This is a genomic window from Rubinisphaera margarita, assembly GCF_022267515.1.
GTDB lineage: Bacteria > Planctomycetota > Planctomycetia > Planctomycetales > Planctomycetaceae > Rubinisphaera > Rubinisphaera margarita.
Genome location: NZ_JAKFGB010000005.1, coordinates 49376 through 63082, shown reverse-complemented (window position 1 = coordinate 63082; position 13707 = coordinate 49376). Strand labels below are relative to the sequence as shown.

The 13707-nt window shown below is 58.2% G+C and carries 9 protein-coding genes; 2 read left to right on the top strand and 7 right to left on the bottom strand.

Annotated elements, in window-relative coordinates:
* Positions 1-47: 47 nt before the first annotated feature.
* The 3 genes from L1A08_RS01220 to L1A08_RS01210 form a co-directional block, all read right to left on the bottom strand.
* Complete coding sequence (locus L1A08_RS01220) at positions 48-2156, bottom strand: diguanylate cyclase (protein WP_238753318.1); 2109 nt, start codon at positions 2154-2156, stop codon at positions 48-50.
* 285 nt (positions 2157-2441) lie between these two features.
* A complete protein-coding gene (locus L1A08_RS01215) occupies positions 2442-2738 on the bottom strand; it encodes an FmdB family zinc ribbon protein (RefSeq protein WP_238753316.1) in 297 nt (98 codons plus the stop codon).
* A gap of 103 nt (positions 2739-2841) precedes the next feature.
* Positions 2842-3528, bottom strand: a complete 687-nt coding sequence (locus L1A08_RS01210; protein WP_238753314.1) for a metal-dependent hydrolase — start codon at positions 3526-3528, stop codon at positions 2842-2844.
* Positions 3529-3709: 181 nt separating this feature from the next.
* Here L1A08_RS01210 and L1A08_RS01205 point away from each other — a divergent pair, with 181 nt between their 5' ends.
* Both L1A08_RS01205 and L1A08_RS01200 read left to right on the top strand, forming a co-directional pair.
* The gene (locus L1A08_RS01205; RefSeq protein WP_238753312.1) at positions 3710-4840 is read left to right on the top strand and encodes an endonuclease/exonuclease/phosphatase family protein; all 1131 of its coding nucleotides are present in this window, start codon (positions 3710-3712) and stop codon (positions 4838-4840) included.
* Positions 4841-5070: 230 nt separating this feature from the next.
* Positions 5071-6807, top strand: coding sequence for a sugar phosphorylase (locus L1A08_RS01200; protein WP_238753310.1), 1737 nt, complete (start codon positions 5071-5073; stop codon positions 6805-6807).
* A 219-nt stretch (positions 6808-7026) separates the two neighbouring features.
* Here the strand turns inward: L1A08_RS01200 and L1A08_RS01195 are convergent, their stop codons facing one another.
* The 4 genes from L1A08_RS01195 to L1A08_RS01180 all read right to left on the bottom strand — a co-directional run bounded on the left by L1A08_RS01195 (position 7027) and on the right by L1A08_RS01180 (position 13686).
* Positions 7027-8244: a glycosyl transferase gene (locus L1A08_RS01195; RefSeq protein WP_238753308.1), complete on the bottom strand. Its 1218-nt coding sequence runs from the start codon at positions 8242-8244 to the stop codon at positions 7027-7029.
* Between the two features lie 60 nt (positions 8245-8304).
* Entirely contained in the window at positions 8305-9084 is a 780-nt protein-coding gene (locus L1A08_RS01190; protein ID WP_238753306.1) for an HAD-IIB family hydrolase, read from the bottom strand.
* 112 nt (positions 9085-9196) lie between these two features.
* Positions 9197-11557: an FtsK/SpoIIIE family DNA translocase gene (locus L1A08_RS01185; protein WP_238753304.1), complete on the bottom strand. Its 2361-nt coding sequence runs from the start codon at positions 11555-11557 to the stop codon at positions 9197-9199.
* Positions 11558-12150: 593 nt separating this feature from the next.
* Positions 12151-13686, bottom strand: a complete 1536-nt coding sequence (locus L1A08_RS01180) for a sulfatase family protein (protein ID WP_238753302.1) — start codon at positions 13684-13686, stop codon at positions 12151-12153.
* Positions 13687-13707: the final 21 nt, after the last annotated feature.

Here is a 13707-nt window from a genome sequence, read left to right as displayed (position 1 = left end):
GCCATCACATGCAACGTGGAAGCCGCGCCGCAGTCGATTCCGGAAGCTTAGCCCTGGCTGAGGAAGTGGTAGCGGAGAGTCCGATAAGCGAGTCGGGCCCGCTGCTGGAACTCGGCCGGACTGGCCGGCTTGCCAACCGGAGTGACCGTCACGCTGAGCCGTTGATTGTTCGACAGGTTGCCCCGGGCACTGACGATGGAACTTGCATCGACGTGGACACGAACTGGCTGCCGATCAGCCGATTTTCCCCATTTGCGAAAGAAGCCTTTGCGGCCGAGAATGATCTCAACCTCCCCCTCAGCAACACGACCGATTTTCGCACAGTTCTCCGAGACGAAGCCTTCCAGCTTCATAATGAGGAAATCATCGAACAACATGCCGACGATCTCCGCTTCGAAGAGATACGGATTCTCTTTTTCACTTTTGCCCTGCGTGTCCTGATGGACCTCGCTGCGTTTCAGGATCGTCGTCCTGTTTCGACCGTTGTTCTTGGATTTGTACAGCGCCTGATCAGCTCGTTTGAGGACACTCTCCAGAGAGTCTGAAGCCTCGGCCTGAGAGATGCCAAACGACGAGGTAATCTTCAACGTCGGCGCGGAGCGAAACTTCAGCTTGGCGATTTCGAGTCGGAACCGCTCAGCCCGCTGGGCCGCCTGATCGGCTTCGAGTTCGGGACAGATCACCACAAACTCTTCGCCGCCGTAGCGGGCAACGAACTCGCTGGAGTACGTTTCTTCCCGCAGGAGACGGGCCAGTGTCACGAGGACCTCGTCGCCGGTGGCGTGACCGAAGTTGTCGTTGATTGATTTGAAGTGATCGATGTCGAGATAGATCACCGAGAAGACATTCCCCGTGGGATCGGTCTTGAAGCTCTGCATGATCCGCGAAAGCTGACTTTCCAGAGCTCCGCGATTGGCGACCCCGGTTAACGCGTCGCGGCTGGCCTGAAGCGCCAGTTCCCGATACTGAGCTGACTGTGTGCGGTTACGATTCTTATAGCGGTAGAACTCGGTCACGCCGACCAGCTCGCCGTCGAAATCGAACAACGGGATCGACTGCACTTCGAGCTCTGCCCAGCCCTTGTCCGGACAGGCGACTTTCACTTCCACCGTATCGGCCTCGTGGGTCAGCAGAGTCCGACGTAATGGCGTTTCCTCATCGGCCAGCCATTCCTGGTACAGGTCGGCCATAGGGAACATCTCGGCGTTCAGAATCTCGCCGGTAATCTCTTCATCCGTCCGCTGGAAAATCTGTCGGCAGCCGCGGCTGGCGAGCAGGATCTGACGGGTTGGATCGACCACCACGAAGCCATCGTAAGACTGCTCAAGAGTGTAGAGATAGGAAAAGACATTGCAGAGCGATGTCATCGCCAGCGAGGCATTATTGCGGTCCAACGCCCGATTTCCGGACATATCGGCCGTCGCCTGCTTCAACGTTTCTTCGCCACCATTGTCGAGCCAGCGAATGAGCGTCTTGACCATCGAGGCATCGAAGCGGGAGCCAGCCTGCTCGCTAAGGATTTCGACGATCTCGTTACGTGTTTTGGATTTCCGGTACACCTGGTCGCGGGTAAGCGATTCATAAACATCGGCAACAGCCAGCAGACGTCCCGCCTGCGACAGTTCTCGTCCGACCGGACGCATATAGTCTTCGAGTCCGGAATACGGGAGTCGGGACTCGACGATGATATTGCGAATCTTCTGCGGAATGCGGCAGACTTCGAGAATGTCCTCGGCAATCGATGTCCGCAGATCCATCAGCGAGGCTTCTTCGACCGTCAGCCGACCCGGCTTGAAGAGGATGTGATCGGGGATCCCGATCTTGCCGATGTCGTGGAGCATGGCTGCGAGTTCGAGCTCGCGCACGGCCCTCGGATTCCAGCAGAGTTGCTGGGCCAGCTTCACGGCAATGAGAGCCACCCGTCGCGAATGCAGGAATGTATTCTCATCCCGATACTGAAGGACCGTAAGGAGTTCGCGCAGAATGAGCGGGGAAACAGAGAACTCCCCCGATTCGTCGGCCGCTGAGGCTTCCAGTTCTGCCGCCCGGTAATAGAGCTGCAGGAGAGCCAGCAGACCGCGAGAGGAATTGATCGCTGCACGGCTTGTGGCCTGCTGATCACTCTTTCGAACAGCCGAAACTTCTTTGGTAGGCATCGAGTCCATCCCCGGAACATCTCAAGACGTTGACCACCGCTGCCTCAACTGGAGGCGATCCTTCCCGCAGACCGACCATTGACGGATCGATCCCGTGGGAGCGCGGCGTTATCTCCTAAAACATAGGCTGGATAACCGGTTGGTCAAACTGCAGCGATGCGGATGGTGAACGGCGCGGTCTCGCTGATCGGGTTGTGCCGGTTGTTCGCTGCAAAGCGGAGGAAAGCTGGGCCGGCGTCAGGGATTTCCCTGAACTCTCGCGAAATTCGACGGTATCCGAGGCGATCAGTCTTTCGAGATCATATCGGGCCCCTGGCCGAACTTTTTGACGTACTTTCCATCGCCACTCTTCTCGTACTTGGTGAAGCCGAGTTTGTTGAGCTTGGAATCGTCCTTCATGTTCCGGTCCATGTTCATGTCCATCCAGCGGGAGCCGATGGCAGGAGCGGTGATGACACGCTTGACCGGTTCCCCCGTTTCCGGGTGCACAGTGAGTGCATCTTCGGCCATGCGTTGAACCACTTCAAACCGTTCCCCGGGCTGACCATCTTCGCGGACGACTTCGTAGAGATAGACCGGCATTCGACCTTCCGAACATGAAGAGATTTGAGAGGCATTAAACTGACGCTACTTCGATTCTATACCAACGGCGAAGCAGAATGAAGTGGTCGCTTTGATCGCGGAATCAGTCGAGCGTCCACGACTGCCCCGGCGCCAGGACCACCGGTTCGGATTCCGTTTTCTCCCGAACCTGAGCCGCCCATGCGTCCGTATCCTGCTCGATCGGCGGCCAGGTGTTGTAATGGCAGGGAATCACATTGGGGCAGCGAAGGAACTCGATGGCCCGAATCGAATCGGACGGTCCCATCGTGAAGTTGTCGCCGATCGGCAGAATCGCCAGGTCGAGTTCTTCATCGGCGATTAGATTCATATCGTAGAACAGAGCCGTGTCGCCGGCGTGATAGATGTTCCCTTCGTCGAGTTTCAGCACGACGCCGGCCGGATTTCCGCCGTAACTACCGTCGGGCAGCATCGAACCGTGATGGGCGATTGTTAGTTTGAGCCGCCCGAAATCGAAGCCGAACTCGCCTCCCAGATGCATGCCGTGCGTATGCTGCACCCCCTGCTTTTCGAACCAGCTCGCGATTTCGAAATTCGAAATGACGAGCGCTCCGGTCCGTTTAGCGATGCTGACGGTGTCTCCGACGTGATCAAAATGGCCATGCGTCACGATGATGAAATCAGCATTCACGTCGTCGGGAGAGACTTCGGTCGTCGGGTTATCTGAGTAAAACGGGTCGATGAGGATGGTGTGCTGAGCGGTCCGAATCTGGAACGTCGAATGACCGACATACAGGATTTCTACTGACATGGCTTATTCACTCCTGGAAAAAGGCGATATGATCAGACTATCGACCGTATGTTTTGTCCTGCGAAAGATTCAGGATAATCCGGGCCGGCGTTTCGTCAACGCGGCCCGCAGGGTCGTCTTTGATTGGGGAGCATGTGTCGCATTCTCCCGTTAACTTCCAATCCGACAGTAGATCCCATTCATGCTCACTGCCATTTTCGGCTGGATTGCAGCCGCGGTCTTGATGTTCCTGGCCTTTCTCACCATTCTACCCCAGCTTCCGGTCGGCGAATGGTGGGTGCGGGTCTGCGACTTTCCTCGCCTGCAGATTCTAATGCTGTTGGTGATTCCCCTGTTGCTGCTCGCCCTGCGGGGCTGGCTCCGCAGTTGGTCTCATTACGACGTGACGATGGTCGGGATCGCGTGCGGCATCGCCGTGTTCCAGCTCTATTTCATTCTGCCGTATACGCCGGTCTGGAAGAGCACGGTCGAGACAGCCGATCAGTCGATTGACCCCGATCATTTTGTACGGATCGTCGTCGCCAATCTCGAGATCGGGAATCCGGAAAAGCCTGCCGTTCTCGAGGAACTTCGCGAACTCGACCCCGATATCCTGCTCGCTCTCGAAGTCGACGAAGAATGGCATGAAGCCCTTTCGACGTTGAGCGACCGTCTCACCTTGTACAGTCACGTTGTTCGTGACGAGGGACTCGGAATGGCACTCTGGACCCGACTCCCGGTCCAGCACGACGAAATTCGCCATCTCGTTTCCGAGCGGCGGGCCTCAATCTTCGCCACAATCGAGTTCCCGGGCGGAACGGCTCGAATTGTCGGCGTTCATCCGACCCCGCCCGGCTTGAAGGACAGCACCGGGGAAAAGCGTCGCGACAGTCGCGTTCGTGACGCCGAGCTGATGATTGTCGCCGATGAAGTCGCCGAAGAGCCCGATGAGAACTGGATCGTGACCGGAGACTTCAACGATGTCGCCTGGTCGCATACAACGCGGCTCTTCCAGCGCGTGAGCGGACTGCAGGATCCACGGATTGGCCGTAGCCTGATGAACACCTATCACGCCGACTACCCGCTGTTCCGTTATCCCATCGATCACGTCTTTCTGGCCAAAGGCTACCAGCTGAAGGATTTCCAGCGTCACCGAATGCCGGGCTCAGATCACTTCGCGATTGTGGCCGATATCCATTTACAGCGCCAGGAAGGAGTCGAGCCCGAACCGGAAGGCGACGATAAACAGGATTCCGATGCCATGATCGAGGAAGGCCGCGAAGAAGCCGCCGAACGAGATGTCGAAGCCGGTCCGGAGTCGACTTCAAACTGAGGCAGATCGCGTAAGGAATACGCGACCTCGCCCACCCGGCAGGCAGTGCGGCTCTGTCCAAACGTGCCCGCCCGCCGCTTCGCAACACGCCTGCCTGGCTCCCTGCCCTCGTAAGAGGGGGTGAATTGAGACCACGATTGTCTGGAGCAGGCACAGTTGCCCACATGGTACGCGATCTGCAACTTCAGGGCCTGCACAGTGATTTTTCTTTAGAGACAGATACCAGTCCCATGTCCGACACCGAAGCGATCCTTCGAGAACGACTCCAGAACCACCTCCAGTTCATCTACCCGAATGAAGCCTCGGCGAGTCTTGTCTCCCGGATCTTCGAGATCTTCCCGGCGCCGCAGACTCCTCCCGCTCCGGGAAGTTCCTGGAGTGAGCGCGATTCGGTCATCATCACTTACGGCGACACACTGACCCAGCCGGGCGAATCACCGTTATCGACGCTGGATCAGTTTCTGGAGCGACGGGTCGGCGACGCCGTTTCGTCGGTGCACATTCTTCCCTTCTGTCCATTCAGTTCCGACGACGGCTTCTCGGTGATTGATTACCTGCAGATCAATCCAGATCTGGGCGACTGGAACGACGTCTCTCGAATCGCGGACCGATATCGCCTTATGGCCGATCTGGTCATCAATCACACGTCGGCAGAAAGCGAATGGTTCCAGAACTTTCTGGAAGGGAAATCGCCCGGCAGGGACTACTTCATCACCGTCGACCAGGAAGAAGATCTGACCGATGTCGTTCGGCCCCGAGCCAGTCCTCTGCTGCGGACCGTGCAGACGGCCGACGGGCTCAAGTCGGTCTGGTGCACGTTCAGCCACGATCAGATCGATGTGAACTTCCGCAATCCGGACGTGCTGCTCGAATTCCTGCAGATTATTCGCCGGTATCTCGACGCCGGCGTGCAGATCATTCGGCTCGATGCGATCGGCTATCTCTGGAAAGAGATCGGCACCTCCTGCATTCATCTTCAACAGACGCACGAAGTCGTTCGGCTGCTGCGAACGATCGTCGACTATTTCGCGCCCGGCACCGTGCTCATCACCGAGACCAACGTGCCGAACCGGGAGAATCTGACCTACTTCGGCAACTCCAACGAAGCCCACATGATCTACAACTTCAGCCTCGCTCCTCTGGTGCTGCACGCATTGCTGGCCGGGACGTCGAAGCACCTGAAAACGTGGATGATGAGCATGCCCCCTGCCCCGATCGGCTGCACGTATCTCAATTTCACGGCGTCGCACGATGGCATTGGCATGCGACCGGCCGAAGGGCTGCTGACCGACCTGGAACAGCAGGAGATGGTCGAAACGATTCGTCGCAGCGGAGGACTCTTCTCAACGCGTCGGCTCTCGGACGGCAGCGAAAAGATTTACGAGGTCAACACGTCGCTCTTCGATGCTCTCAAGGAAACGAACGACGGCCCCGACGATTATCAGGTGGACCGCTTCATCTGCTCGCAGACAGTGATGATGTCCCTCGAAGGGATCCCGGCTTTCTACATCCACAGTTTACTGGCAACGCCGAACGATCATGAAGGGGTGGAACGCACCGGGCGGGCGCGGTCGATCAACCGCAAACAGATCGCCTACCCCGAACTTCAAACGAAGCTGGACGACGAATCATCAGCCACGGCTCGAGTCTTCCGTGAACTCGTCAGACGGATTCGGATTCGCAGCGAGCAGCCCGCGTTTCACCCGAACGCAACCCAGTTCACGCTGCATCTGAAGTCGCACTTCTTTGGCTTCTGGCGACAGAGCATGGACCGGCAGCAGAGCATTTTCTGCGTCTCGAACCTCTCCGCCAAACGCCACACGCTGCAGCTGTCTCAGTTGAACCTGATCGCGACCGACACCTGGCACGACCTCATCTCCGGCCGCCGCCTCAACGACAAGATGGGAACGATCGCATTCGCGCCGTACCAGACGGTGTGGATCACGAACCGACCGACGGACAAGTAGAGTAGCCCTCTCGTAGCGGTGAGAGTTAGGCAGACGTGGCAGGCGAAACCGTCCCCCAGCACAGAACGTCCAGAAAGCTGAGTCACCTGGGTGGCCCGTCCGCAGTGTCCGGGGGGAAGAGGGTCAGGGTGAGGGGGAAACGCGTACGGCGCGCTTCGTAGACCGATACTTCCCCAATGAGCGCCGCTGGTTCAGGATGCCACCACCACGGGCGTGGACTCACGCGGCGGCGTTGTCTTCGTTCACGGCGTCGGTGATCATCTCGAAAATATCCGGACACGCACTCACAACTCGAGCCCAGTTCGGAATGAACGGGGCACTGTGCGGATCTCTCAGGAACTGTTCGCCGGCGTTCATCAGGGCCTGGCTGAAAAGTTCCACGGTCGCTTCTTCCGTGTGACGGTCCAGTGTGAGACCGCTCATCGTGGCGTCGTTGCAGTAATGGTCGATCATATCGAGAGCGGCTCGATAATAGCTTGCCTTCAGCGTGCGGAAGACTTCCGGTGAGAAGACCTTGCCGTTCACGGCGAGCTTGCGGATCAACGCCTTGCAGATGTCGACCGACATCCGGTGCAGGCCGCCTTGAGGGTTGTCCGGAGAGACCGGCTGATGCTTGTGGTCGTAAGCATCGGCGATGTCGACCTGGCAGATTCGATGGTGCGAGTAGTTGCGATACATTTCCGACAGGGTCCCGATCTCGAGTCCCCAGTCGGACGGAATTCGCAATGACGGCACGACCTCGGCTCGCATCGAGAATTCGCCGGCCAGCGGGTAGCGGAAGCTCCCCATGTAGTCGAGATAATCATTCTGCCCAATGGTCAACTGCAGCGCCCGGAGCAGCGGCGTGACGAGCAGGCGCACGACCCGGCCATTCAGCTTCCCACCGGCTGCGCGATAGTAATAGCCCTTGCAGAAGACGTAGTTGAATGACGGATGCACGATCGGATAGAGCAGCCGGGCGAGCATGTCGCGTTCGTACGTGAGAATGTCGCAGTCGTGCAGTCCGACCGCCTGGCAACGACCAGCCGCCAGGAAATAGCCGAGACAGTACCAGACATTGCGGCCTTTGCCCGGTTCCTTCGGAGCGAGTCCGAGTTCGTCCAGCCGGGCATTCACGTTCATCAGCCGTGGCCCGTCGTTCCAGAGGATCACCTTTCGTTGCGGAAGTCGATCGAAGAACTTTTGTGCCTGTTCGTACTGCGAGGCATCGGCTCGATCGAGTCCGATAATGATCTCTTCGAGATACGGAACTTCGCAGAGCTTATCGACGATGGCTCCAAGAGCCGGACCTTCAAGTTCAGAGAACAGGCAGGGCAGCACCAGCGCCATCGGACGATCGCGACCGAACTCCTTCAGATCGTGATCCAGTTCCTCGGTCGTGCGATACCGCAGATTGTGCAGCGTTCCGATGATTCCATTCTGTGCGAAATCAGCCATCGTCAGTTGTCCTACATCAGGGGTGTTGTCATCACGTTGGAGTCAAACGCTGACTGACCGTCAGCGAATATCGTATTCATCGAGAAGTGAACTCATGGAACTGGCCCATCCGTCCGGCCCGGGTTGTGGAGCCACGATACGGCGGCGATGCGGAAACTCCAGCCGGACAGAACCGTCGAAAGCCGGGATGACCACGGCAATGTCTGAAGCAAGCAGCAGCGATTCGTCGATGGGACTGTCTCCCAGTCCGATCGAGATCAGTTCGTCGTCACGTTCGGCTCGATGCCGATCAATCACGACAGCAGCCGCTTTGCCCTTGTCCGTCGGCCCGGCGACATGCCAGAAGCGGCCGCCGCGTGTGAGTTGCAGGCCATGCGAAGTCAGTGCTGTTCGAAACCCTTCGATCCGGCTGTCGTCATCGTGCCAGAGCAACGGTTCGGTGCAATGCCGCGAGGCAGCCCGTTCGGCTCGATCTTCGGGGAGCCCTGTAACACGAGCGATTCCTTCGACACCGAGATCGCGGAATGACTCGAATTGAAAGCGGCTTTTGCAGTCCGTCAGAACATCGAGAATCTGCTGACGATCGACGCCGAGGACGGTCCGTTCGCCATCTTTCTCCCAGCAGATGACGCCGCCGTTTTCACAGATGATCGTCGGACTGGCCTCCATCTCTTCCGCCAGCGGACGCATCTCGGCTTCGGTTTTACTGGAGCAGAGAACAACCGGAATTGAGGCCGCCCGCAATCGTTCCAGCAGGGGAACAGCGGGAGCATAGCTGTAGGTATGGTGATCGAGCAGGCAGCCGTCCAGATCGGACAGTACAAGCAAAGATTGCGACATGTTGTGCAGACGTCATCGAGCGACATGATGTGCGAGGCGTCTGCACTGTATCGGATATCGCCAGCCAGAGCGACAGCATTTTTGTCGCACTCGAGAACGGATGCATCACCGTTTAATCGAGGTCGTCGTCGTAGTCATCGACGTCGCCGCCGCCCTGCATGGCTCGCCATTGCTCCATCGTATAAAGCACTTCTCGCGCCTGAGAGCCGTTGTATTCGCCGACGATTCCATCTTCCGCCATGTAGTCGATCAGTCGGGCTCCGCGTCCGTAACCAACGCCGAGTGCACGCTGCAGCAGCGAAACCGAACCACGCCCTTCACGAATGACGACTTCGATCGCCTGTTCGTAAAGTTCGTCGCGTTCCTTGATCGCATCCATCCCGCGATGGGTTGTATCGCTCGAACCGGACGTCACCTGCGAGAGTTCCTGCGAGTACTCGGGCTCGTGGCGACCGAGGTATTCGATCACGCCGTTGACTTCTTCATCGCTGACATACGTTCCCTGAGCCCGGTTCACAGTGCTTGTGCCCGGGGCCAGATAAAGCATGTCCCCGTTGCCGAGCAGTTTCTCGGCTCCCATCTCATCGAGGACGACACGGCTGTCGGTCCGGCTCGCGACCTGGAAGGAGATTCGAGCCGGCAGGTTCGACTTGATCAGACCGGTGATGACATCGACCGTCGGCTTCTGCGTCGCCAGAACGAGGTGGATTCCCACGGCTCGTGACTTTTGAGCCAGACGAATAATATGCCCTTCGACATCCTTTCCAGACGTCATCATCATGTCGGCCATTTCGTCGGCGATGATAACAATGTACGGCATCTGTTCTGGGATGTTGTCCGCTTCCGGAGAGTCCGCTTCGATCCCCATTTTTCTGAGGACTGCTTCACGCGACATCTTGTTGAAGCCATCGAGGTGACGCACACCACAACGGGCCAGAATGTCGTACCGTTCTTCCATCTTGTCGACGGCCCAGGCGAGTACCGCTTCGGCCTTCTTCATGTCGGTGATGACCGGATGCATCAGGTGGGGAATCTTCATGTACGGCGAGAGCTCGACCATCTTCGGGTCGATCATCAGCATCTTCACCTGATCCGGATTCCGAGCCATGAGCAGCGACAGAATCAGCGTGTTCAAACAGACCGACTTACCCGTTCCCGTTCGACCGGCAATCAACAGGTGAGGCATCTTCGCCAGGTCAACCGTCATCGGGCGACCGGAGACATCTTTGCCCAGGAAGAGCGGCAGACGCATGCCTTCGTTGTCTTCCATGCTCGATTCGATCAACTCGCGGAGGCGAACCATCACGCGCTTATCGTTCGGCACTTCAACCCCGACCGTGTTCTTGCCCGGAATCGGAGACACGATTCGCACAGCCGGCACGCGGAGAGCGATGGCGAGATCATCAGCCAGAGCGGTCACGCGGGAAACGCGCAGACCGGGTTCCAGATCGAGTTCAAACTGGGTGACCACCGGACCGGTATCGATCTCGGAGACTTTGACGTTCAGATTGAATTCCTGGAAAGTCCGTTCCAGTGTCGCAGCGGCAATCTGCGCTTTCTTGGCGAGCAGTTCGTACGGAAAGTCCTCGGCATCTTCAAGAAGGTCGAGAGGCGGTAATTCAAAAGGGACAGCATCATCTGCTTCCTCCTCAACCGGATCGACCCGCCGGGCTTCAGAGCCGGCTGGAGGATTCACACGGAAAGGAGCGGGAGCAGGAAGATCATCCTCGTCTTCCTCGAGTTCGTCCTCGACAATCTCATCGACAACTTCTTCGACGACAACAGGCTTCGCCTTCTTTGGCTTGGTGACCTTCTTTGTTTCGACACGTGCAGCCGTATTCACCGGCACTTCGCAGAGCGGCATGTCGAGCAGGGTCTGTTTTTCGATCTCTTCGTGGTCAGGCTCGGCTGGACGAAGCTTCGAGTGCAGCGTGAGCACCGGCGTGACGAAACAGTTCTTCAGTAACGCCAGAGCGAACAGCTCGACCGAGAGCATCAGACCGGCCAGAAGCAGGGTCAGCAGCATCAGCGTGGAGCCGACCATTGAGAACTTCTTCTCGAGCAGCATCGCTCCCGTGGCCCCGATACGACCTCCACTGCCGTAGAGTCCCGGATTTCCAAGTCCCGGAGCGAACATACTGAGAGCGGAAGCGACCGAAAAGATGATCAGTCCAACGCCCAGCGATCGCAGGAACATATCCCGAACCGGATGCGTCGAGAAGAGCCGCAGATCGAACACGACAGCAGCGACAATCAGGATGTAGCAGGCATACCCGAGACTGTTCATCAACAGATGGGCAACCTTGGCCCCGATCGGTCCGCAGAGGTTGGAAACCGTCTCGGCGAGCGGATACATCGCTTCAGCCGGTGCGTCGAGCGGGTTAAAACTGATCAGACTGAGCGCAGCAAACAGCAGAAAGGCGAAAAGCCCCAAAGCTGCCAGGTCCGTTTTTAACCGATCGTAATCGATCATAAGTCCACTGCGGCTGTCTGTTAGAATTCAACGACCGGGGGCGGCCTCCATGACCTGCCCCCGTTTCGCTGCTATGGCGTCCGTGCAGAGCACATATCGCGAGAAGCGAGGTACACCGGGCTCCCGTCGATCCTCCCGATCAACATCCGGCATAAAAGGGCACACACATCCCCGCTTCGTATTGTTCGAACCTGTCGCCTCCGGACATTGCGGAGGTTGGCCCCTCCACTTCACGGATCGCGACGACTGAGCCGAACAAGCACAATCTCAGTTCAAACCTAGCACGCGTCTGGAAAGCGTGTCGCGAAAAAGCAACATTCAGGCGTTGATTTTGGGGAGCACCGGTTCGGGGAGTGCGGATTGTGCAGCAGAATCAGGCTGAAGGAACCGGTTGTGGCGGTTGCTACAGCCCCCCGCCAGACGCAACAGGCCCGAATCGGGTGAGAAGGCGATCAACCAGCGACGCATGTGTTCATGCTGAAATCAACGGCCTGAGAAGCATGGCCCCCGCATTTTCCCCTCCCCCTAACCCTCTGCCCAGGGGGGGCGAGGGGACTTCTGAGCCGTGAGATTTCTCGAGAGTGAAATCACTACTACTCGACGTGGCTGGTGCCAGCGTCGCGGATTTGCAGGCACTTTTCTTCGAGGCGTCTGGCGACCTGAGGGTGCTTGTCGATGACGTTGTGTCGCTCTTCGGGATCCTGTTCCATGTCGAACAGCGCGTACGGTTTCTCGAACGGTTTGCCTCGCGGTTTTTCCCGTCCGCCGGAGCCGTTGCCGAGAACGAGCTTCCATTTGCCGTCCCGAATGGCGAACATCCCCCCAACCGAGTGATGAATCACCGGAGGCCGCTGCTCTTTCCAGCCCTGCCCTTCGAACAGCGAGAGCAGACTGAAGCTGTCGGGAGCAGTGCCTTCCGGAATCTCTGCGTCGATGATGTCAGCCGCCGTGGCGAAGAAGTCGGTCAGGCAGACCGTTTCATCACACTGCGAACCAGCCTCAACCGTTCCGGGCCAGCGGACGAGGAACGGCACGCGGTGCCCGGCTTCCCAGACATCGGCCTTGGTGCCGCGATAGATTGCGTTGGCAGTGTGGTTCTCCGCCCGATATCCCTGCACGCTCACCTCGTCGGTGTGGTCTTTCGCATCTTCACCCAGCCGGTACATAAACGAACCATTGTCGCTGGTGTAAATGACGAGCGTGTTCTCAGCCGCTCCGGCTTTCTCCAGCGAATCGAGCACGGCTCCCACCGTGGCGTCGACCTGGACGACGAAATCGGCATACGGACCGAGCGAGGTTTCTTCCTGATAACGCGGGTGCGGAATGACCGGCTTGTGCGGAGCCGTCAACGGGAGATACAGAAAGAACGGCTTGTCCCCTTTCGTGCTTTCAGCGATGAACACCCCCGCGTGAGCGGCGAGATCGTCGAGCACGTTCTCCATCGTCAGATCCGGGCTCCGTTCCCCCTTCCGCAGGAAAGCGGGAAACTTCTGTGCGGCCTGTTCGATACTGGGAAACTCCGTCAGTTCGCCATCGCGGATGTAAACGTACGGCGGGAAGTCGAGAGAAGCCGGAATGATGTAGGAGTGCTCGAAGCCATGCGTATGCGGTCCGTTGTCGACCGGTTTGCTGAAATCGAACTCCTTGCCCTGCTTCGCAAAGCCCAGCCCGAGATGCCACTTGCCGACAATGCCCGTGCGATACCCCTGCTCTTTCAGAAACTCGGCGACCGTGGTCCGATCATCCTGAATCAGCGGCTCACCATAGCCATTCAGCACCCCGCTTTTGAGCCGCGTTCGCCAACAGTAACGACCGGTGACGACTCCATATCGAGTCGGCGTGCAAACCGCCGATGGCGTGTGGGCATCGGTGAAGGTCATCCCGGCAGCCGCGAGTCCGTCGAGATGCGGCGTCGGAATCTTCGACTCCGGATTGAGAGCCTGCACATCGCCATAGCCCATGTCGTCGGCAAGGATGAAGAGCAGATTCGGCCGATCGTCCTTCGCGGCCGCAGTCGCCGTGGAGTGGAACAACGCAGCAGTCGCCATGCAGAGGACGGCTGGCAGAACGAGTCGTCGCATCAGCGCGATCAACGGAAACGTGGGGAGACTCGCGGGCTTCAGGGACATCTCGGCTCCTTTTCAGGGGAC